Origin of the sequence: Streptomyces sp. XH2 (genome assembly GCF_049725035.1) — a bacterium.
Lineage (GTDB): Bacteria > Actinomycetota > Actinomycetes > Streptomycetales > Streptomycetaceae > Streptomyces > Streptomyces roseoverticillatus.
The window spans coordinates 64295-85230 of sequence record NZ_JBMMMZ010000010.1 but is presented as its reverse complement, the minus strand read 5'-3'; the positions used below and the strand labels follow the sequence as shown (position 1 = coordinate 85230).

At 73.0% G+C, this 20936-nt stretch carries 16 protein-coding genes and 1 pseudogene; 5 read left to right on the top strand and 12 right to left on the bottom strand.

Annotated features, from left to right (window positions below):
• Positions 1-31: 31 nt before the first annotated feature.
• From ACOTKD_RS21240 to ACOTKD_RS21225, 4 genes are read right to left on the bottom strand one after another with little or no spacing between them, the layout of a single operon-like run.
• Entirely contained in the window at positions 32-1108 is a 1077-nt protein-coding gene (locus ACOTKD_RS21240; protein WP_424890568.1) for a C40 family peptidase, read from the bottom strand.
• 20 nt (positions 1109-1128) lie between these two features.
• Positions 1129-1611 (bottom strand): poly-gamma-glutamate biosynthesis protein PgsC/CapC, encoded by a 483-nt coding sequence (locus ACOTKD_RS21235; protein ID WP_030365939.1) that lies wholly within the window; start codon positions 1609-1611, stop codon positions 1129-1131.
• A complete protein-coding gene (gene pgsB / locus ACOTKD_RS21230; RefSeq protein WP_424890567.1) occupies positions 1608-2957 on the bottom strand; it encodes a poly-gamma-glutamate synthase PgsB in 1350 nt (449 codons plus the stop codon). The genes ACOTKD_RS21235 and pgsB overlap by 4 nt, the downstream gene beginning before the upstream one ends.
• A gap of 3 nt (positions 2958-2960) precedes the next feature.
• Positions 2961-5198 carry a HAMP domain-containing protein gene (locus tag ACOTKD_RS21225; RefSeq protein ID WP_424890566.1) on the bottom strand — a complete coding sequence of 746 codons (2238 nt, stop codon included), beginning with the start codon at positions 5196-5198 and terminating at the stop codon, positions 2961-2963.
• A 231-nt stretch (positions 5199-5429) separates the two neighbouring features.
• Between ACOTKD_RS21225 and ACOTKD_RS21220 the strand changes: the two genes are divergently transcribed.
• Positions 5430-6455 carry a hypothetical protein gene (locus ACOTKD_RS21220; RefSeq protein ID WP_424890565.1) on the top strand — a complete coding sequence of 342 codons (1026 nt, stop codon included), beginning with the start codon at positions 5430-5432 and terminating at the stop codon, positions 6453-6455.
• A 351-nt stretch (positions 6456-6806) separates the two neighbouring features.
• Positions 6807-9677: an NACHT domain-containing protein gene (locus tag ACOTKD_RS21215; RefSeq protein ID WP_424890564.1), complete on the top strand. Its 2871-nt coding sequence runs from the start codon at positions 6807-6809 to the stop codon at positions 9675-9677.
• Between the two features lie 22 nt (positions 9678-9699).
• Here the strand turns inward: ACOTKD_RS21215 and ACOTKD_RS21210 are convergent, their stop codons facing one another.
• Both ACOTKD_RS21210 and ACOTKD_RS21205 read right to left on the bottom strand, forming a co-directional pair.
• On the bottom strand, positions 9700-10305 hold the full coding sequence (locus ACOTKD_RS21210; protein WP_424890563.1) for a disulfide bond formation protein DsbA: 606 nt from the start codon (positions 10303-10305) through the stop codon (positions 9700-9702).
• Between the two features lie 131 nt (positions 10306-10436).
• Complete coding sequence (locus tag ACOTKD_RS21205) at positions 10437-10619, bottom strand: hypothetical protein (protein ID WP_424890562.1); 183 nt, start codon at positions 10617-10619, stop codon at positions 10437-10439.
• 136 nt (positions 10620-10755) lie between these two features.
• Between ACOTKD_RS21205 and ACOTKD_RS21200 the strand changes: the two are divergent.
• Together ACOTKD_RS21200 and ACOTKD_RS21195 are read left to right on the top strand one after the other, a co-directional pair.
• A pseudogene (locus tag ACOTKD_RS21200) lies at positions 10756-11584 on the top strand (Scr1 family TA system antitoxin-like transcriptional regulator).
• On the top strand, positions 11574-11783 hold the full coding sequence (locus ACOTKD_RS21195; protein WP_424890561.1) for a DUF397 domain-containing protein: 210 nt from the start codon (positions 11574-11576) through the stop codon (positions 11781-11783). Before ACOTKD_RS21200 ends, ACOTKD_RS21195 begins: the two are co-directional and overlap by 11 nt.
• Before the next feature lie 58 nt (positions 11784-11841).
• Here ACOTKD_RS21195 and ACOTKD_RS21190 read toward each other — a convergent pair whose 3' ends face one another.
• From ACOTKD_RS21190 to ACOTKD_RS21170, 5 genes are all read right to left on the bottom strand, one after another.
• Entirely contained in the window at positions 11842-13971 is a 2130-nt protein-coding gene (locus ACOTKD_RS21190; protein WP_424890560.1) for a 3-hydroxyacyl-CoA dehydrogenase NAD-binding domain-containing protein, read from the bottom strand.
• Positions 13968-15188 (bottom strand): thiolase family protein, encoded by a 1221-nt coding sequence (locus ACOTKD_RS21185; protein WP_424890559.1) that lies wholly within the window; start codon positions 15186-15188, stop codon positions 13968-13970. The genes ACOTKD_RS21190 and ACOTKD_RS21185 overlap by 4 nt, the downstream gene beginning before the upstream one ends.
• Positions 15189-15588: 400 nt before the next feature.
• Complete coding sequence (locus tag ACOTKD_RS21180) at positions 15589-16866, bottom strand: HRDC domain-containing protein (protein WP_424890558.1); 1278 nt, start codon at positions 16864-16866, stop codon at positions 15589-15591.
• Positions 16867-17026: 160 nt separating this feature from the next.
• Positions 17027-17689 (bottom strand): response regulator transcription factor, encoded by a 663-nt coding sequence (locus tag ACOTKD_RS21175; protein ID WP_030369345.1) that lies wholly within the window; start codon positions 17687-17689, stop codon positions 17027-17029.
• Positions 17690-18441: 752 nt separating this feature from the next.
• Positions 18442-19155, bottom strand: coding sequence for a DUF3000 domain-containing protein (locus ACOTKD_RS21170; protein WP_424890557.1), 714 nt, complete (start codon positions 19153-19155; stop codon positions 18442-18444).
• Positions 19156-19245: 90 nt separating this feature from the next.
• On the opposite strand from ACOTKD_RS21170, the gene hemE reads away from it, so the two are divergent.
• Entirely contained in the window at positions 19246-20310 is a 1065-nt protein-coding gene (hemE, locus tag ACOTKD_RS21165) for a uroporphyrinogen decarboxylase (protein ID WP_424890556.1), read from the top strand.
• Positions 20311-20319: 9 nt separating this feature from the next.
• On the opposite strand, the gene ACOTKD_RS21160 is transcribed toward hemE, so the two are convergent.
• Entirely contained in the window at positions 20320-20928 is a 609-nt protein-coding gene (locus tag ACOTKD_RS21160; RefSeq protein WP_424890555.1) for a nucleoside deaminase, read from the bottom strand.
• Positions 20929-20936: the final 8 nt, after the last annotated feature.

Sequence of the window (20936 nt, the reverse complement as noted above, 5' to 3'; positions counted from 1 at the left end):
GAATATTTGGGCAGGTATTGCTGATGGGCAGTCAGAGGCGCTTCGCGCTCCGCAGGCCCGCCGCGTAGAAGCCGTTGCCGTCCAGGCGGGCCGTGCCGCCCTTGTCGCCGAAGGTGGGGCCGTTGGCTTCTTCCCGGCTGGAGATGAAGCGGGGCTTGCCGTCGGTGTCGAGGCCCATGTAGATGCCGACGTGGTCGAGCCGTTCGCCGGTGCGCTTGTCGATCTCGAAGAAGACCAGGTCGCCCGGCTGCAGCCGGTCCGTGGCCTCGGGGCGCTTGCCGGTCAGCTCCAGGACGGGCACGCCGGGGGAGAGGCGGGCCATGCCGTCGGCGGTGCGGGGGAGGCCGTCGCCCTTGACGTCCTTGGCCATGAGGGGGTAGCGCGCCCGGTAGCCGAAGACCGTGCGGACGAAGCCCGAGCAGTCCATCGCGCGGAACCGTGCCGCCTCGGGCTGTTCGACGGTGCCGTCGCGGAAGCGGTACGGGATGCCCAGGTAGTCGTAGAAGTCGGACTGTTCGAGGCGCAGGTCGCCGGCGACGGTGCCGTTGGGGTTGAGCGGGCCGAACTGGGCGTCGCCGGAGTACGGGACGCCCTTGGCGTCCTTCTTCTGCGGGGCGCCCTCGATGTACTCCATGGCGAAGGCGAAGATGTCGGGGTCCTTGCTGCCCAGGGAGGTGCTGAACCACTCCTTGAACCAGGCCGCGTTCTCGGCGCCCTCCTTCCACGCCTCGGGCAGCAGGCGCACCCAGCTGTCCGTGGTGACCTTCGCGTCCGTGTACTTCGGCTCGGTGAAGGTACGGCTCGCGCCGGTGAGGACCGCGGTGCGGGCGCCGTCGGTGAAGGTGGCGAGGACGCCGCCGTCCGCCGCGCGCACGACCGTGCGGGCCGGGCTGGCCAGCCGCTCGAAGCGGCGCTCCCCGGAGGCCGGCTTGCTGCCGGACGCGGCCCCGGCGCCGGAGACGGACTGGACCGGCGGCGCGGTCCCGTCCTGCTTCTCGCGCAGCTCCACGGTGAGGTACGCGCTGGTGCCGAGCAGGCCGAGCACGACCAGGGTGTGGAGGGCGTGGCGGCCGGTGACGCGCTTCTTGCGCTTGCGGTCCTTCTTCATGGGGCTGTGCTCCGTAGGGCTCAGGCGGTGGGCATGAAGCCCAGCAGGATGCCGGCGGTCAGGACGACGTAGTTGGCGAGCGAGACCGTGCCGGTGGCCAGCAGGGTCGCGCCGCGCGGCTGGCGCACCAGCTGGTAGGCGATCAGGCCGGGGACGATGAAGCCGAGCGTCTGGTTCGCGTACATCAGCGGGAACTGCTGCTGCAGGATCACGTAGAGCGTCGCCTGCAGCACGACGCCGGTCAGCACGACCGCCGCGAACAGCCGCTTGCCGTAGAGGATCACGTACCGCTGCAGCAGCAGGGTGGCCAGGTACGTCAGGACGGTGATGCCGACGACCATGGCGGCGCGCTGGAGGCTCTCGACGAGGGTGAGGGCCAGCCAGCCGGGGGTGATCATGCCGCCGGGGGAGAGGTTGGTCGTGAGGTAGCAGACCAGGGAGAACAGCAGGCCCAGGGCGATCCCGATGGCGGCGATCTCCGGGGTGAGGACGGCGGGGATCAACGGAAGTCTCCTGTGCGATCCATGTGATCTATATGGCCTATATGGTCTATACGGCTTATATGGCCTGTGTGGCCTATGGGGTCTGTGTGGTCTGTGTGGTCCATGTAGGTCGGGACGTATACCGGGGGCTCCTCCGGATGCCGCGTCCGCGACGGCTCCGGCTCCTCGTCCGCCGGCAGTTCCGCCAGCCGCTCCAGCAGCAGCTCGCCCTGTCCGTGGATGTTGCCGATGGCGATGAGCGAGGCACCGGGGCCCAGCCGGCCGAGGATCTCCCGTTCCAGTTCGGCCGGGTCGCGGCGGTCGCCGCCGAGGTCGACGATGCGCGAGCGCCACTCGGCGGGGATCGCGTCGGCGGCGCTCTTCGTCGGGTGGCCGATGAGGAAGACCGACTCCGGGGCGAGCCGGGGTATGAGCTCGCCCATCTGGCCGTTGCGCTCGACGCGGTCCGGGCGGCAGTTGATGAGGACGTGCAGGGGGCGCTCGATCGCGCCGAGGGTCAGCAGCTGCTCGACGTTCATGAGCGTCGACTCGGGGTCGTTGGCCGCGAAGATGTTGGCGAACCGGAAGGGCATGCCCTCGGGGGTGCGGTAGCGCTCGACGGACAGCACGCCGGGGTCCGGCGGCGCGTCGTACATGCCCTGCAGGGCGGTGGCCCGGTCGATGCCGAGGAGCTCGGCGACGGCGAGCGCGATGGCGACGTTCTCCTTGAACGTGAACCAGCTGAAGCCGCGCAGCTCCGCGTCGGTCACCGTCTCCGGGTCCACGGCGATCAGCCGGCAGTCGCGCTTGGCGGCCTCCTCGCGCAGGATGTGCAGCCGGTCGCGCTCGGCGGTGACGCAGATCCCGCCGTGCGGCATGGAGCGGCTCAGCGAGCGGGCCACGTCGTCCAGGGTGGGGCCCATCTCCGCCAGGTGGTCCTCGCGGACGTTGCACAGCACGCCGATGGTGGAGCGGATCAGCTTGGTCTGGTTGACCTCCTGCAGGGCCGGCATGACGGCCATGCACTCGATGACCAGCGCGTGCGGCCGGTACGCGGCGGCGCGCCGCACGATGCCGATCTGCTCGACGACGTTGGCGATGCCGAACTTGCGGTAGACGGGCTCCTCGGTGGCGTCCGGGTGGATGAAGCGGGCCGCGGTGCCGGTGGTCTTGGCGACCGTGACCAGCCCGCCGCCGCGCAGCGCGCCCGCGCACAGCCGGGTGATGGAGCTCTTGCCGCGGATGCCGTTGATCAGCACCCGGGTGGGGATCATGTCGAGGTTGGTGAAGTGCCGGCGCTGCTCGATCACGCCCGCGACCAGGACGATCGCACAGCAGATCACCAGGACCGTGTAGAGGAAGAGCACGCGTCAGTTCCTTCCGGCCGGCGGTCGCTCGGCGGTACGCAGTTGCTGCCGGATCAGTTCGAGGTTGCGGACGACGGCGCCGGCCTCGTCGTGGTGCTGCGGGAACAGCACGGTCCTGCGGTCGCCGCCGGCCAGCGCCTCGGCCTGGTCCGCGAGCGTGCGCAGCGGGCGGATGACGATGATGTGCAGCCAGCCCAGGCAGGCCACGGCGGCGGTCACGCCGAGCAGGCCGGCGAGCATGGTGTGCCGCTGCGCGGTGTACTCGGGCAGCTCCAGCCAGGACGCGGGCTGCTCGCTCACGACCTGCCAGTTCAGGTCGCGGACGGCGCCGCCGCCGGTGAAGGACGCCGCGGCCGCGAGGGAGGAGCCGCCGTCGGCGCGGTGCAGCAGGGAGGTGCCGTTGGTGTCCTTGCGCGCTTTGGTGACGAGGTCGTCGAGGTGGCTGCCGGGCAGCTTGGAGAAGGCGCGGAAGCCGTGCTGGCGGTCGGCGGCGATGACGCGGTGCTTGTCGTCCACGAGCCAGACCTGGCCGAGGCCGGGCCGGGTGACCATGGAGATCAGGAACTGCGGGTCGTACTCGCCGACGACGGTGCGGCCCTTGCCGCCGGGCACGGCCGCGTACGCGGCGACGGCCGGCTCCTTGCCGGAGGTGTTGAGCTGGACGACGGAGTCCGCGTACGGCTTGCGGCCGGCCGGGTGGCGCGGGGAGGCCCCGGCGCGGGTGAGGACCTTGCCGTCGGCGCCCAGGACGTAGACGGAGCGGTAGCGGGGGTGCTCGCGCAGGGTGGTCTGCAGGACGGCCTTGGTGGCGCTGCCCGCGCCGGCGTCCTCCTGGTCCTCCTTGTCGCTGCCCGCGCCGACGATCTGCGCGACGGAGGCGACGTCGGCCCAGCCCTCGTTGAGGGCCTTGCGGACGCGGTCGGCGGCCGTGTCCGTACGCCGCCGCTGGTCCTCGACCAGCTGCTTGGGCACGGTCACGCCGCTGCCGGCGCGGTTGAGCAGCAGGAGGAGGGGGGCGGCCCAGGCGAGGAGGACCACGCCGCAGACGATGACGGTGGTGCGGGTGCCGATGCCGCCGCGGGCCCGGCCGGTGCGGGTGGGGCGCCCGCCGAGGAGCTGGCCGCGCAGGCTCTCCAGGGCCGCGCCGACGCGGGCCGGCTCGCGGCCGCGGAAGGCGCGGACGGGCCGGTCGAGCTCGCCGCGGCCGAGCCGGCGGCTCTCCAGGTACAGCCCGATCAGCGGGCGCTGGACCGTACGGATCAGGATCCAGGTCACGAGGACGGCGAGGACCAGCAGCACGGCGGCGGCGACGAGGCCGAAGGCCTGGGTGCGCACGGCCTTGGCATCCTCGGTGACCTTGACGGAGGTGACCACGGACAGGCCGAGGCCGCCCGCGGGGCTGGTCTCGCCGGGCGCGCGGCCGGCGGCGGCGTAGCCCACGGCCGTGCGGTGCTTGTCCGTACCGCCCATGAGATTGCCGCTCGCGCCGGGGTGGCCGCCGGGCTCGGGGGTCTTGGTGAAGGCCGCGGCCGCCGTCTTCGCGGCGCGCTTGGCCCACGCGGTGCGGGCGATCGAAGGCCCGTCCTTCGCGAGGACCGTGCCGGCGGAGTCGACGACGAGCAGGGAGCGGTTCTCGCCGGTGGAGATGCCCGGCACGTTGAGGGTGCCGGAGGCGACGAGGAGGCGCGGCTTGTCACCGCCGCGCAGGGCGGCGGTGACGAGCATGCGGGTGTCGCCGGAGGGGAGCTTGACGAGGCGGGGGGCGGGGGTGCCGTCCTGTTTACCGGAATTGCCTGCTTTATCGCTCTTGTTGGTCAGGGTGTCGGCCAGCGGGATCGTTTCGCCGCGGGCGGCGAGGAGGGTGCCGCCCGTGGGGTCGATGACGGCGAGGCCGCGCCACTTGTTGTAGACCTTGCCGAGCTTGTCCAGGACGGTGTCGGCGGGCACGGCCTCGGGGCCGGCGAAGAGCGCGGCGGCGCGCTGGAGGTCGGTGACGCTCTCGTCGAGCGAGGCCCGCAGGGCGAGCGCGCCGTCTTCCGCGACCCGCTGCTGTGAGGAGAGGACGGCCTTGTCGACGGCCGTCCGGTCGTGGTCGCCCAGCACGAGGGCGGTCGCGCCCGCGACCAGCAGCAGGAGTGCGAGGAGCGCGGCGATCGGCGGGCGGGCGCCGCCGAGGAGAGGCATGTCGGCGCGTCGGCGCAGCTTGCGCCGGCGCGCGCCGCGCGGGGCGGACAGCGGCATTCCTGGGTATTCCTTTCGGCCGCGGCTCGGCATTGCTGACTGCACCAGGTCGGCGGAATGCCTTGTTCCGCTTGCCGCACATCAGGATGAACTATCGGGAACCGCTGAATTCTAAGTGGAAGTTAAAGTATCGACAAAATCTTGGCGGCGCGTGTGTCATATGCGTGCGCTGCGGACGCAGTTGGAGTACGGGCGGGGGAGCGGGGTCGCTCCCGGGGTACTTTGGCCCGCATGACGACCCAGCCGGCCTCCCGCAGCGCCGCCGCCCGCACCGCACGCACCGTGCTGTCCTGCGTGCTGCTCGGCGCACTGGCCCTGGCCGGGGCCACCGGTTGCGGGGGCCCGTCGTCCGCGGATGCGCCCGAGGAGGCCCCCACGGCGCGCAAGGCCGCCCCGGCGGATCCCACCAGCAGCGTCGACCTCGGCCGCCACATCACCGACTACACCGCCGGCATCACCGCCGACGGCAGCTACCGCGTCCCCACCGAGCGCGAGCGCCGGGCCGTCGCCGACGGCGTCCGCGCCCTCCTCGACGGCGACCGCGCCGCGGCCGCCCGCCACCTCGCGGGCGTGGGGTACGCCGTCCGCACCCTCGTCGACGGCGGCGCCGGCAGCGGCGGCGCCCGGTACGCGGAGATCGCCGACGCCACGCGCGAGGGCGAGGTCCGGCGCGGCTGGGGCCGCATCTACGCCGACCTGCGCGGCCCGGCCCGCTGGCAGGTCCAGGTCCCGCACCCCTCCGCCGACCAGCGCACCGAACAGCTCGGCATCGGCCTCCTGCGCGGCGCGCCCGGCGGCGTGCTCGTCCTCGCCGGCGCCCACCGCGCGGCGGACTCCGGTGCCGGCCCCGACGCCGCGGACGTCGCCCACCGCCGCGACTCCGTCTTCGCCGCCGTCGCGGACACCCTCGCCGACCGGCGCCTCCCCGCCGTCCAGGTCCACGGCTTCGCCGACAGCAGCCTGCCCGACCACGACGTCGTCGTCTCCCCCGGCAGCGGCGAAGCGGGCCTGCCTTCCGCCCGCCGCCTCGCCGTCGCCTACCGCGCGCAGGGCATGCGCGTCTGCGAGGTCTGGGAGCGCTACTGCGGCCGCCTCGAAGGCCGTACGAACGTGGAGGGCGAGTACGCGGGGGAGGCCGGCGTGCCCTTCGTCCACGTCGAGCACAACCGGCGGGTGCGGGACGACGACGGGCTGGTGGCGAAGGCGGTGCGGGCGCTGGTGGAGGTGGCCGGACGGTGGGGGACGGGACGGGGCTGACGGCTCGCCAGGCCGGTGGTCCGCTCGGGCGGTGACCCGGCCCCGGCGGTTCGCGCAACGGGCGGCTGTGGCCGGGCGGCGGCCGAGGCGTCGAGCGCGGCACCCCGTAGGCCGCACCCGCTTCGCCCGCCATTCGCTTCGCCCGCGATGCGCTTCGCCGGGCGGCCCCGCGGTCGCTCTGCCGGGTGGCCTTCCGGTGAATTCCGCCCGGGGGCCGGGAAGGAAGGGTTACCTGATTCCCATGCCGGCGGCCCGCTCCGGGCCGTCGGTGCCGCCCGCCCGGGGCGGGACGGAATCGGATGCGGGGTGGGGAAGCCTATGGCGCCGGGGTCGCCACTGCGCCGGACGCACGTGCAACGGCGCGTCGGGCTGGGGCTGGCCTGCGCGGCCCTGGTCACGCTGGCCGTCGTGCTGTGGCGGGGCGACGTCGAAAGCACCGGCACGGCGACGTGGATCTCCGTGGTCTCGGCCGTGGTCTCGGCGTTCGCCTTCGTCGCCGACCTCCTCAACGGCCTCGGGGACGGTGATCCGCCGGACCCGGCCGACCGCCGCCGGCACGCGGCCGACGCCCTCGCCGAAGCGGTGCGCAGCCAGTGGGCGGCGGAGGCGCAGCTGCGCCGGCTCCAGGACCCGGAACCGCTGAGCGTCCGCTGGTCCCGCGTCGGCCCGCCCCTCGCCGACCACCAGGGCAACATCCACCGCAGGCTGCCGCCCCCGCCGCGCGACGGCGATCAGCAACTCGGCCGCGTCGTCCAGGCGTTCGCGGCAGTGCCGTCGCGCCGGCTGGTGGTCCTGGGCGGGCCGGGGGCAGGGAAGAGCATCCTCGCCGTGCAGTTCGTCCTCGGGATGCTCACCACCCGGCAGCCGGGCGGCCCGGTGCCGGTGCTCTTCCCGCTGGCCGGGTGGAATCCGCAGGCACTCACCCTGCGCGCGTGGCTGGCCGAGCGGCTGGCCGCGGAGTACCGGACGCTGGCCGCCCGGTCCGGCGACGGCACCCTGGCCCGAGACCTGCTGGACGCCGGCCTCGTCCTGCCCGTGCTCGACGGCTTCGACGAGCTTCCCCGGCCCGCGCACGGAGAGGCGATGCGGCGGCTCAACGCGGAGCTGGACGAACGGCTGCCCGTCCTGCTGACCTGCCGCACCACCGCCTGGACCCGCGCCGTGCAGGCCGGCGACGTCCTCACCGCCGCGGAAGTCGTCGAGCTGCGCCGGCTCGACTTCGGCACGGCCCGCACGTACCTGGAACGCACGGCGCGGCCGGACGGCCGGGGCTCGACCTCGTGGACCCCGGTGCTGCAGGCGTCCCCGGGGCCGCTGACCGAGGTGCTGGGCACGCCGCTGATGGTGGCCATGGCCCGCACCGTCTACGGGGACACCTCCCGCGACCCGGCCGAACTCCTGGACGCGGCGCGCTTCCCCACCGCGGAGAGTATTGAGGAACACCTGCTGGACGCCTTCGTCCCGGCGGCCTTCGGTGACGCGCCCGGAAGCACCTGGCGGCCGGACGCGGCCCACCGCTGGCTCCGCCGCCTGGCCCGCGACCTCGACGGCCCCGCCCCGGACCGGCACGCCCCGGACGGCCGCCCTCGCCGGCGCGGCACGTGGCGGCTCGCCTGGTGGGAGCTGCCGGACGCGATGCCGAGGGCTCTGCGCGTGACCGGCCCCGCCCTGACGGCTCTCCTCGCGACGGCCGCGCTGCTCGTGCCGCTGGCCTGGTACGGCAAGGGGATCGTCGGCAACTGGGACAGCCCCCTGTCGATGGTCCTCCACTTCACGGGGATCTTCGCAGGCCTGTGCTGCGGATTCGCCTGCCTGCTGCCCGCGCGGGCGGACACGCCGCAAGGGCCGCGCCGGCTGGCCCGCATGGCGGTGACGCTGATCGCCGTCGCCGCACCCCTCGCCGTCGTGGCCGGACTCCTGGCGCCACCGCTCTTCGGCTTGAGGCTGGGGGACGCGATCACGCCCCGGCCCGTCTGGTTCTTCAACGGGTGCGCCTTCGGGCTGATCCTGTCGATGCTCTTCGCCGTCGCCGGTCTGCCCCGGCACCCGCCCCCGCTGGGCCTGCCGTGGGCCGGCAGCGCGAGCGGCCTCGGGACCGTCCGGGCGCTGGCGATCGGCCTCGCCGTCGCCGGGCCGGTCCTCCTGACCGTCCGGCTGGTCGTACCGGCCGTGACCTGTCTCGCGGCCGGGCTGCTCCTGTTCCTGGCCGGACTGCGCCACGCCGAGCGGGCCACAACCCAGTTCACGGGCCCCGCCGCCGTTCTCCGCGGCTTCGGGACCGGTCTCCTGCGCGGGTTCCTCGTCTGCTCACTCATCGGAGTGGCTGCTTCCGCGGTCGTCGGAGGCATCGTGGGGGTGTGCGCGGCGTACGAGGTCCGCTCCGCTCCCGCACTCGGGAACGGCCAGCGGATCGACGGCTGGTACGTCCGGGTGGCGGCCGGCGGCATCCGCACCGTCGAGTCCCGGAAGCCGTACGCGGGCGAGCTGCTGCCCCGCGGTCCCCGCATCATGCCGCTCGCCGTACCGCGTCACGGCGGCATCGCGTACAACGGGCGCACGCCCGAACCCTTCCACCAGCCGGTCCGCATCCGCATGGAGCACAGCGGGCCGGTGCTCATCACGGCCGGCCGTCCCCGTGCCGACGCCTGGAACGTGGTGTCCGAACTGCCGCCCGGTGTCCGGCTGTGGCTCGCGTACCGCAGCACGCCGGCCGTCATCGCCGACGTCGTCGTCCCGCTCGCCGAATTCGGCGTGCTGATCGGCGCCATCGGAGGCTGCGCCTCGGGCGTCTACCGCGCCCTGAGCACCCCCTCCGACACCCTGCGGGCCGCCGGCCCCCAGAGCACCCTGCGCACCGACCGCGCCGCCACCAAGGCACGCAGCGCCATCGCCGCCGTCCTCGCGGGCGGGGTCTGCCTCGCGCTGATCCCGGTGGTCGGCAACGGCGGCGCGCTGGGCACCATGCACACCGAACTGTGGGTGCCGCTCGGCACCTCCTCGCTCGCGCTGAGCGCCTGGGGCCGCCTCGGGACCGCCCGCATCTGGCTGGCCGTCACCGGCCGTGCGCCGTGGCGGCTCATGGCCTTCCTCGAAGAGGCCCACCGGCGCGGGGTGCTGCGCCAGTCGGGCGCGCACTACGAGTTCCGCCACCTGCGGCTGCAGCAGCGCCTCGCGGGGGCGGCCGAAGACGAGCGCCGGGCGGCCCCGGCGCCGGTGCCGTGAGCGGCCTCCGGCCGGAGCCCGGTCAGCTGAAGTCCAGGCCGCCCGTGCGGGTGCGCTTGAGCTCGAAGAAGTTCGGGTAACCGGCCAGCAGCCGCACGCCGTCGAAGATCCGGGCGGCCTCCTCACCCCGCGGGATCGCGGTCAGGACGGGCCCGAAGAAGGCGACCCCGTCGATGTGGATGGTCGGCGTGCCGACCTCTTCGCCGACCGGGTCCATGCCCTCGTGGTGGCTCTTGCGCAGCGCCTCGTCGAAGTCGGCCGAACGGGCCGCGTCCGCCAGCGACTCCGGGAGGCCGGCGTCGGCCAACGCCTTCCTGATGAGCTCGTCGGAGACCTCGCCACCGTGGTTGTGGATGCGCGTGCCGAGGGCGGTGTACAGGTCGCGGAGTACCTCCTCCCCGTGCTCCTGAGCCGCGGCCGTGCACACGCGCACCGGGCCCCAGCCCACGTCGAACAGTCTGCGGTAGCGCTCGGGCAGATCGGCACGGCCTTCGTTGAGCACGGAGAGGCTCATGACGCGGAACCGCAGGTCGAGGTCGCGGTGGCGCTCGACCTCCAGGATCCAGCGGGAGGTGATCCAGGCGAAGGGGCAGATGGGGTCGAAGTAGAAGTCGACTTTGTGTGTCATGACGTTGAGGCTACGGGGGAGGTGGACCGGTGGGCAGGGCCACTTCCCTCCGCGGATCGTGGGCCAAACCGCGCTCGACGCGCACGGCCGCGGCGACGGCGACGGCGTACCCCGTGTGCACGGGGTGAGCCTCAGTGGTGCTCCTGCCGGAGGTGCTCCCTGCGCCGGTTCTCGATCTCCTCGACCGCGGCGGGGCCCTGCCGGTAGGCGCTGGCGCGCTTCATGACGAGGACGGCGCAGGTCAGGCAGGAGGCCTTGCCGGCCGGGCGGGTGTTCTCGTCGTCGCACGGGTGCGTATTCGTACGGGCGTTCATTGCGTCCGGCCTCCGTTGTGTCTTGCTCGTTGCCAGCGGGCAACTCCCCTTCAGGTAACTAGGGTTGCCGGGCGTAGTCCTTGGCCACCAGGACTTGATGTCCCTCGCGTGAGCAGGGGAGATGGGAGGTGGGTGTATGCCCGCACGGCCACGCACGCTGACGCCCGACCGGTCGGCCCGGCACCTTTTCGGTGCGAAGATGCGCGCGTATCGCGGCAGTATGACCCTGGAACGGCTCGCCGAGATCGTGAACTTCAGCAAGAGTCACTTGGCGAGGGTGGAGACGGCGGAGTCCATGCCGCCGCCGGAGCTTCCGGCGTTGCTGGACGCCCAGTTCGGTACGGATGGCATTTTCGTTGAGCTGTACCAGCTCGCTCGGAAGGAGATCCATCCGGACAAGTACCGGCGCCGGATGGAGCTGGAGGCGCAGACACGTCTGATCCGGCAGTACACCGGGCAGATCGTTCCGGGGCTGGCACAGACAGAGGAATACGCGCGGGCTCTGTTCGAGGCGTACAACCCTCGGGCGACGCAGAACGAGATCGAGGATCTGGTGACGGTACGGCTGTCACGGCAGGCCCAATTGCGGGAGGATCCTGAGCCGGACATCCTTCATCCTCGACGAAGGTGTGATCCGGCGCTCCTTCGGCGGTCCGAAAGTCATGCATGCTCAACTCGACCGACTGGCCGGGCTGACCCTCACCTCGACCACCACCCTGCAGATCCTGCCGTTCTCTCACGGTGGCCACGGTCTGGTGGGCGGCACACTGACGCTGATGACTCTGCGCGATGGGACACAAGTCGCCTACGAAGAGTCGATCTCCACCGGGACCCTGCTCGAAGACGTAGCCGACTTCGTCACGCGTAACCGTGCTTACGATCTCCTCAGTGCGAGCGCCCTGTCGCCGACAGAGTCTTCGGCATTCATCCGGTCTGTCATGGAGGAACTACCTGATGAGCACTGACCCCGACATATCCCGTGCGGAGTGGGCCAAGTCCAGCTACAGCGGTGATGGTGGTGACAACTGCCTTGAATGGGCCCCGTCCGCATCCCCGGATACCATCCCCGTCCGCGACAGCAAAACCCCCGGCGGCCCCGTCCTCGCCATCTCCCCGGCGGCCTGGGCCGCCTTCGTCACCGCCGTCCGCGACGGCGACGCCTGACGAAATGCAAAGAGGGCCGTACGGGGAAACCCCGTACGGCCCTCAGGCTTACCTCCCGCTACGCGGGAACGGAAGCAACGCCCCGCGGCAGGAACCGCTTGCCGTTGACCTTCTCGGCGATGCCGACCCGGTCCAGGTACGGCGTGATGCCGCCCAGGTGGAAGGGCCAGCCCGCGCCGGTGATCAGGCACAGGTCGATGTCCTGGGCCTCGGCGACGACGCCCTCGTCGAGCATGAGGCCGATCTCCTGGGCCACGGCCTCCAGGACGCGGGCCCGGACCTGCTCCTCCGTCAGGACGGAGTCGCCCTGGACGAGAAGCGCGGCGACCTCGGGGTCGAGCTCCGGCTTGCCGGAGTCGTAGACGTAGAAGCCGCGCTTCCCGGCCTTCACCACGGCCGCGAGGTTCGGGGAGACCTTGAAGCGGTCGGGGAACGCGCCGGCCAGCGTCTCGGAGACGTGGAGGCCGATCGCGGGGCCGACGAGCTCAAGGAGGACCAGAGGCGACATCGGCAGACCGAGCGGCTCGACGGCCTTCTCGGCGACAGCGACCGGCGTGCCCTCGTCGATGACGTTCTGGATCTCGCCCATGAAGCGGGTGAGGATGCGGTTGACGACGAACGCCGGGGCGTCCTTCACCAGGACCGCGCTCTTCTTCAGCTTCTTGGCGACGGCGAAGGCCGTGGCCAGGGAGGCGTCGTCCGTCTTCTCGCCGCGGACGATCTCCAGCAGCGGGAGGATGGCGACCGGGTTGAAGAAGTGGAAGCCGACGACCCGCTCGGGGTGCTTGAGCTTGGAGGCCATCTCGCTGACGGACAGCGAGGAGGTGTTCGTGGCCAGGATGGTGTGCGCGGGCACGACCGCCTCGACCTCGGCGAACACCTGCTGCTTGACGCCCATCTCCTCGAAGACGGCCTCGATGACGAAGTCCGCGTCGCCGAAGGCGGCGGCCTTGTCGAGGGAGCCGGTGACGGCGGCCTTGAGGCGGTTGGCCTTGTCGTTGCCGATGCGGCCCTTGGCGAGGAGCTTGTCGATCTCGCCGTGGACGTAGCCGACGCCCTTGTCGATGCGCTCCTGGTCGATGTCGGTGAGGACGACCTGGACCTCCAGGCGGCGCGCGAAGAGCAGCGCGAGCTGGGAGGCCATCAGGCCGGCGCCGACGACGCCCACCTTGGTGACGGGGCGGGCCAGCGAGCGGTCGGGGGCACCGGCCGGGCGCTTGGCGCGCTTCTGCACCAGGTTGAAGGAGTAGATGCCGCTGCGCAGCTCGTCGCCCATGATCAGGTCCGCGAGGGCCTGGTCCTCGGCGTCGAAGCCCTGGCGCAGGTCGCCGTTCTTCGCCGCGGAGATGATGTCCAGGGCGCGGTAGGCGGCCGGGGCGGCGCCGTGCACCTTGGAGTCGGCGATGAAGCGGCCGCGCTCGACGGCCTGGTCCCAGGCCTCGCCGCGGTCGATCTCGGCGCGGTCGACCTGGACGTCGCCCTTGAGGACGCGGGCCGTCCAGAGCAGGGACTGCTCCAGGAAGTCGGCGCCGTCGAAGAGCGCGTCGGCGATGCCGAGCTCGAAGACCTGCTTGCCCTTGAGCTGACGGTTCTGGTTGAGCGAGTTCTCGATGATGACCGAGACCGCGCGGTCGGCGCCGATGAGGTTCGGCAGCAGGGTGCAGCCGCCCCAGCCGGGGACCAGGCCGAGGAAGACCTCGGGCAGGGAGAAGGCCGGGATGGCGCGCGAGACGGTGCGGTAGGTGCAGTGCAGGCCGACCTCGACGCCGCCGCCCATGGCCGCGCCGTTGTAGTACGCGAACGTCGGGACGGCGAGGGAGGCCAGGCGCTTGAAGACGTCGTGGCCGCCCTTGCCGATGGCGAGCGCGTCCTCGTGCTTCTTCAGCAGCTCGACGCCCTTGAGGTCGGCGCCGACGGCGAAGATGAACGGCTTGCCGGTGATGCCGATGCCGGCGATGGAGCCCTCGGCGGCCTCCTTCTCGACCTGGTCGATCGCGGCGCTGAGGTTCGCGAGCGACTGCGGGCCGAAGGTGGTCGGCTTGGTGTGGTCCAGGCCGTTGTCCAGCGTGATGAGCGCGAAGCGCCCGGCGCCGAAGGGGAGGTCGAAGTGGCGGACGTGCGCCTGGGTCACGACCTCGTCGGGGAACAGCTCCGCCGCACCCTTGAGAAGTTCAGCGGTGGTGCTCACTTGGTGCCTCCGTCGAAGTGGGGGTTCTCCCAGATGACCGTGCCGCCCATGCCGAGGCCGACACACATCGAGGTGAGGCCGTAGCGGACGTGCGGCTGCTCCTCGAACTGGCGGGCCAGCTGGGTCATCAGACGGACGCCGGACGAGGCCAGCGGGTGGCCGAACGCGATGGCGCCGCCGTACTGGTTGACGCGCGGGTCGTCGTCGGCGATGCCGTAGTGGTCCAGGAGCGCGAGCACCTGCACCGCGTAGGCCTCGTTGAGCTCGAACAGGCCGATGTCGTCGATCGTCAGGCCCGCCTTGGCGAGGGCCTTCTCGGTCGCCGGGATCGGGCCGTAGCCCATGACCTCGGGCTCGACGCCGACGAAGGCGTACGAGACGAGGCGCATGCGGACCGGCAGGCCCAGCTCGCGCGCGACGTCCTCGGCGGCGATCAGCGAGGCGGTGGCGCCGTCGTTGAGGCCCGAGGCGTTGCCCGGGGTGACCCGGCCGTGCGGGCGGAACGGCGTCTTGAGGTTCGCCAGGCCCTCCATCGTGGTGCCCGGGCGCATCGGCTCGTCGGCCGTGACCAGGCCCCAGCCCAGCTCCCCGCCCTCGGGCGTGGTGCGGCGCACGGAGATCGGCACGAGGTCGGCCTGGATCTTGCCGTCGGCGTAGGCCTTGGCGGCCTTCTCCTGGCTGCGGACCGCGTAGGCGTCCGCGCGCTCCTTGGTGAGCTGCGGGTAGCGGTCGTGCAGGTTCTCCGCCGTCATGCCCATGACGAGGGCGGACTCGTCGACCAGCTTCTCCGAGAGGAAGCGCGGGTTGGGGTCGACGCCCTCGCCCATCGGGTGGCGGCCCATGTGCTCGACGCCGCCCGCGAGGGCGATGTCGTACGCGCCGAAGGCGACGCCGCCGGCGACGGTCGTCACGGCGGTCATGGCACCGGCGCACATGCGGTCGATGGACATGCCGGGCACGGTCTGGGGCAGGCCCGCGAGCATGCCGGCCGTACGGCCGAGGGTCAGGCCCTGGTCGCCGATCTGCGTGGTCGCGGCGATGGCGACCTCGTCGATCTTGGCGGGGTCCAGGTTCGGGTTCCGGCGCAGCAGCTCACGGATGCACTTGATGACGAGGTCGTCGGCGCGGGTCTCGTGGTAGATGCCCTTCGGGCCCGCCTTGCCGAACGGGGTGCGGACGCCGTCGACGAATACGACGTCCCTAGCGGTACGAGGCACTTGGCTCTCCTCCTGTGCGGGATCGCTGCTCGCGGGCATGCCTGGACGGCTCCGCCGCGGTGCGGGCTGACACCGGTCATGCTACTTACGGGTAACTAAGTTGCCCAGCCCCCTCGGCGGGAGCGGCGAAGGTCACATTCCGTGTAGGGAGGGGGCTACTGCGGGTTCGGCACGGCCGGTGGCGTTTGCGGTGGTCGCTCCCCCAGCTACCGCTGGGAGGTACCCCCAGCCGTCGCGGCCGAGGGTGATCCCCTGACCCGCCCTTTCCCGGAACCCGGGGGCAGGACGGCGGAGCGGCGCCGGAAAGGGGTGTGCCCCGGCCCCCGCGGGGGGCCGGGGCCCCCCCCGGGAAACGGTCAAACAGCCAAAGGGCGGCGCCGGGGCCGCCCCGTACCTGCGATCAGGCCGTGGCCTCCGCCAGCGCCTGCACCAGCACCGGCGTCACCTGCTCCACCTGCCACGGACGGGCGCCGTGCGCGGAGAGGACCTCCGCCACCGCCTCCGGCGTGGGACGCGCCGGAGGCTCCCAGCACAGGCGCCGCACCGTGTCCGGCGTGATCAGGTTCTCCTGCGGCATCGTGAGGCGCTCGGCGAGCGCGGACACGGCCGCACGGGCCGCCGTGAGCCGGGCCGCGGCCACCGGGTCCTTGTCGGCCCAGGCGCGCGGCGGCGGCGGGCCGGTCAGCGGCTGGCCGGGCTGCGGCAGCTCGGCGTCCGGTATGGCGCGGGCACGGTCGATCGCCGCCTGCCACTGCTCCAGCTGCTTGCGGCTCATGCGGTGCCCGAAGCCGGGCAGGGCCGCCAGGGCGTGGGCGTTCGGCGGCATGTTCAGGGCGGCCTCGACGATCGCGGCGTCGCCCAGCACCTTGCCGGGGGAGACGTCGCGCCGCTGCGCCACCTGGTCACGGGCGGTCCACAGCTCGCGCACCACCGCCATCTGACGGCGCCTGCGCACCTTGTGCATCCCGGACGTGCGGCGCCAGGGGTCCTTGCGGGGCGGGGCGGGCGGGGCGGAGGCGATGGCGTCGAACTCCTGCCGGGCCCACTCCAGCTTGCCCTGGCGCTCCAGCTCCGCCTCCAGGGCGTCGCGCAGGTCGACGAGGAGCTCCACGTCGAGGGCGGCGTAGCGCAGCCAGGGGTCGGGCAGGGGGCGGGTCGACCAGTCGACGGCGGAGTGGCCCTTCTCCAGGGCGTACCCCAGGACGTTCTCCACCATGGCTCCGAGACCCACCCGCGCGAACCCGGCGAGCCGTCCGGCCAGCTCCGTGTCGAACAGCCGCGTCGGCGTCATCCCTATCTCGCGCAGGCACGGCAGGTCCTGGGTGGCTGCGTGCAGCACCCATTCGGCGTCGGCGATGGCCTCGCCGAGCGCGGACAGGTCGGGGCAGCCGACCGGGTCGATGAGCGCGCTGCCGGCGCCCTCGCGGCGCAGCTGTACGAGGTAGGCGCGCTGGCCGTAGCGGTATCCGGAGGCGCGCTCGGCGTCGACGGCGACGGGGCCGGTGCCGGCGGCGAACGCGGCGACGACCTCCGCCAGGGCATCGTTGTCAGCGACGACCGGCGGGATGCCCTCGCGTGGCTCCAGTAGGGGGATCGGCGCCGAAACGACGTCGTCCGGGGGGCCGCCCCCGGTGGTTCGCAGTGGTGTGTCTGCTGCGGTTTCTTGGGCGTCGGTCACCGGTCAAGGGTATCTGTGTATGGCAAGCGCCCGCCGACGGAACGTCCCGTCGACGGGCGCGGCGTGTGGAGCCGGCGGGGGAGAGGGGGCGGGAGGGGAGGGGGAGAGGGGCGTGTGAGGGGGAGAGGGGGTGGTGTGGTGCGGCCCGGGGGCGCGGGCGTCAGTGGATGATGCCGGTGCGCAGCGCGACGGCGACCATGCCGGCGCGGTCGCCGGTGCCGAGCTTGCGGGCGATCCGGGCGAGGTGGCTCTTGACGGTGAGCGCCGACAGCCCCATGGACACGCCGATGGCCTTGTTGGACTGGCCCTCCGCGACCAGCCGCAGCACCTCGACCTCGCGGCCGGACAGCTCGCGGTAGCCGCCGGGGTGGCCGGGGGCGCCGGGCGGACGGCGGTGCAGCCGGGCAGCGGCCGCTGAGCCGATCGGGGCGGCGCCGGGGCGGCCGGGGACGCCGAGGTTGGTGCGGGTGCCGGTGACGACGTAGCCCTTCACGCCGCCCGCGAGGGCGTTGCGCACGGCGCCGATGTCGTCGGCGGCGGACAGGGCCAGGCCGTTCGGCCAGCCCGCGGCACGCGTCTCGGACAGGAGGGTGAGCCCGGAGCCGTCGGGGAGGTGGACGTCGGCCACGCAGATGTCGCGCGGGTTGCCGACGCGGGGGCGCGCCTCCGCGATGGACGACGCCTCGATCACGTCTCTGACGCCCAGCGCCCACAGGTGCCGGGTGACGGTGGAGCGGACACGGGGGTCGGCGACGACGACCATCGCCGTCGGTTTGTTGGGGCGATAGGCGAGGCTCGCAGGTTGCTCGAGGAGAACGGACACCAAGCCTCCAGGGGGGAGTGGCGGGGGGACGGGTCCGGCTTTGGGGGTAAGCCGGGGTAATCCGTATGGGAAGGGTCACAAGCCTCTTCGGCACCGAAGCGTCCCGGCTTTAGGGAATGATCACGAATTGGTGAGTAACAATTCGGGCAATTCGGATGTGAACGGTCGGCAACCGATCAAGTTGCCGACCGAAATGGTGCGGGTGGGCGGGCGGAATCGGTCATGGATACGGCAACCGGGTGACCGTCCGCTGCGCGGGGCGGTGCCTTACGTACGGGCTCGGGCGGGTCCGGCACCGCCGGGGTGCGCCGTCGTGGCTGGTCGCCGTCGCGGCGGTTTCAAGGATGCGGGCGTCCTTGGCCTGCGGGGGCCTGTGGGGGCCTGCGGTCGGCGGTGAAGGGGCCCGCCCCTTCGATTCCGCCGCGGCGGTGATCAGCCATAGCGGACCTTTTCGGCGGTGCCGGGCGTGCCTGAGCCCGTACGGCACCGCCGGTCCGCGCCGTTTCGGCTGGTCGCCGTTGCGGCGGTTTCAAGGATGCTGCGCATCCTTGGCTGGCTGGCTGGCTGGCTGGCTGGCTGGCGGGCTGGCGGGCTGGCGGGCTGGCAGGCCCGCAGGCCGGCGCGTCGAGCGCACTGGTGAAGGGGCCTCGCCCCTTCAGGCCGCCGCGGCGGTGATCGGCCACGACGGACCGGTCCGGCGGTGCCGGAGCCGCCCTCAGCCCCCGTACGCACGGGGAAGGGCCCGCCGCGGGCTACCGGCGGCTCTGAGGGTCCCGCCTCTGGGGGAGTGTCACCACCCCGGCATCCGGCGCGCCGCCCGGCGGCAGGCCCGCGATCTGGCACAGCAGGTCGCACCACGCCGCGAGGTGCGCCGCCGTGTCCGGCACCCCGGCCTCCTCCGGCGGTTCCGTGGCCGGGCCGCCGCCCTTTCCGCCGCGGACCGCCCGGACGGGCTTCGCGGCCGCCGGGGGGACCGGCGACCAGGAGGCCCGGATCTCGATGCGCGTCGACGGCTCCCGTTCGGCGAGGCCGCCGAAGTAGTGCGACCCGGCCCGCGTGACCGTGCCGCTCGGCGCCGCGTACGGCACGCGCCGCGCCTCGAGCGCGCCCGTGAGCCAGGACCAGCAGACCTCGGGGAGCAGCGGGTCCGCCGCCATCTCCGGCTCCAGGTCCGCGTGCACGAGCGTCACGAGCCGGAACGTGCCGCCCCAGGCCTCGTGCCCGGCGGGGTCGTGGAGCAGGATCAGCCGGCCGTCGGCCAGTTCCTGGTCGTCGACGACGACCGCGGCCTCCAGCGCGTACGAGAAGGGGGCGAGCCGCTGGGGCGGCGGCGTCGCGTCGAGCTCGATCTCCGGCCGCAGGCGCACCCCTTGCAGCCCGGCGACCGCCTGCCGGAAGACGGACGGGGAGCCCTCCCCATCCGCGTCGTCCGGACCGTCCGAGAGGTGTCCCTGCGCCGCAGCCATGCCCGGAAGACTAGGCGGAACGACGCGCGGTTCCGGGTAGGACACCCACACGGGCGGGTCACTCGTTCGGCCCGTGCGAAGATTTGGGGCATGAGTGAGCGCAGCCAGCAGCAGACAGGCCGTACCGCCGCACACGACTCGGCGTTCCTGAGGGCGTGCCGGCGCGAGCCGGTGCCCCACACTCCGGTCTGGTTCATGCGGCAGGCGGGCCGCTCGCTCCCCGAGTACCGCAAGGTGCGCGAGGGCATCCCGATGCTCGACTCCTGCATGCGGCCCGACCTGGTCACCGAGATCACCCTGCAGCCGGTCCGGCGGCACAACGTCGACGCCGCGATCTTCTTCAGCGACATCGTGGTGCCGCTGAAGGCCGTCGGCATCGACCTGGACATCAAGCCGGGCGTCGGCCCGGTCGTCGCGGAGCCGGTCCGTACCCGCGCGGACCTGGACCGCCTCCGCCCGCTCGACGCCTCCGACGTCCCCTACGTCACGGAGGCCGTCGGCCAGCTCACCGGCGAGCTCGGCGCGACCCCGCTGATCGGCTTCGCCGGCGCGCCGTTCACGCTGGCGAGCTACCTCATCGAGGGCGGCCCCTCGCGCACGTACGAGAACACCAAGGCCATGATGTACGGCGACCCGGAGCTCTGGGCCGACCTCGTCGACCGGCTCGCGGGCATCACGGCCGCCTTCCTCGACGTCCAGATCCGGGCCGGCGCCTCCGCCGTCCAGCTCTTCGACTCGTGGGCGGGCGCCCTCGCCCCGGCCGAGTACCGCAACTTCGTCATGCCGGCCTCCGCCAAGGTCTTCGACGCGGTCGCCCACCACGGCGTGCCCCGCATCCACTTCGGCGTCGGCACGGGCGAGCTCCTCGGCCTCATGGGCGAGGCCGGCGCGGACGTCGTCGGCGTCGACTGGCGCGTCCCGCTGGACGAGGCCGCCCGCCGCGTCGGCCCGGGCAAGGCCCTCCAGGGCAACCTCGACCCGGCCGTGCTCTTCGCCGGGCGCGCCGCGGTCGAGACGAAGGCCCAGGAGGTGCTGGACGCGGCGGCCGGCCTGGAGGGCCACGTCTTCAACCTGGGCCACGGCGTCATGCCGAACACGGACCCGGAGGCCCTGACGCGCCTGGTGGAGTACGTGCACGAGCGCTCGGCCCGCTGACCGAGCCCGTCAGCCACCGGCCCCCGGCCGTCGCGTCAGATCGCGGTAGAGGGGGTCGGTGAGGTCGCAGCGGACGCCCCCGGCCAGCGCCGGTGACCGCGACAGGAGCGACCTGCCGGCGATCTCGGCGAAGGAGATGTCGATCTGCGGGACCCCGTACGAGACGAGCTTCTCCACGGAGGTCCCGTAGGCGACGGCCCGCACCCCGCTCCACAGGAGCGCGCCCGCGCACATCGCGCAGGGTTCGGCCGTGGTGACCACGGCGTGGTCCGGGAGGTGCAGGCCCGCGGCGGCGGCCTTGCGTAGCAGGGCGACCTCGGCGTGCGCCGTGGGGTCGTGCTCCGAGTCGTTGCGCGCGGCCGCCACGACGCTTCCGCCGGCGACGTCGACGAGCACCGCGCCGTAGGGATAGCGCGCGGTGCGGGCCTGGTCGACGGCGGCGGGCATGGCGCGGCGGACCGCGGCCTCCAGGCCCGGCGGCCAGGTGCCGGTCCGGGCGGGCGTACGGGTGGGGGTCCGGGCTCCGGCCCGGGCTTCGGGTGCCGCGGCGAACAGGGCGCCGCCGGCTGCGGCCGCGCCCGAAAGGAAGCGGCGGCGCGACGAGTCGGAAGAAGTCACCCGGAGTT

Bases quoted from the DNA above. Each gene is read 5' to 3' on its own strand.
- ACOTKD_RS21225 (WP_424890566.1), bottom strand. From the start codon at position 5,198: ATGCCGCTGTCCGCCCCGCGCGGCGCGCGCCGGCGCAAGCTGCGCCGA.
- ACOTKD_RS21210 (WP_424890563.1), bottom strand. From the start codon at position 10,305: ATGACACACAAAGTCGACTTCTACTTCGACCCCATCTGCCCCTTCGCC.
- hemE (WP_424890556.1), top strand. From the start codon at position 19,246: ATGAGTGAGCGCAGCCAGCAGCAGACAGGCCGTACCGCCGCACACGAC.
- ACOTKD_RS21240 (WP_424890568.1), bottom strand. From the start codon at position 1,108: ATGAAGAAGGACCGCAAGCGCAAGAAGCGCGTCACCGGCCGCCACGCC.
- ACOTKD_RS21170 (WP_424890557.1), bottom strand. From the start codon at position 19,155: ATGGCTGCGGCGCAGGGACACCTCTCGGACGGTCCGGACGACGCGGAT.
- ACOTKD_RS21205 (WP_424890562.1), bottom strand. From the start codon at position 10,619: ATGAACGCCCGTACGAATACGCACCCGTGCGACGACGAGAACACCCGC.
- ACOTKD_RS21220 (WP_424890565.1), top strand. From the start codon at position 5,430: ATGACGACCCAGCCGGCCTCCCGCAGCGCCGCCGCCCGCACCGCACGC.
- ACOTKD_RS21195 (WP_424890561.1), top strand. From the start codon at position 11,574: ATGAGCACTGACCCCGACATATCCCGTGCGGAGTGGGCCAAGTCCAGC.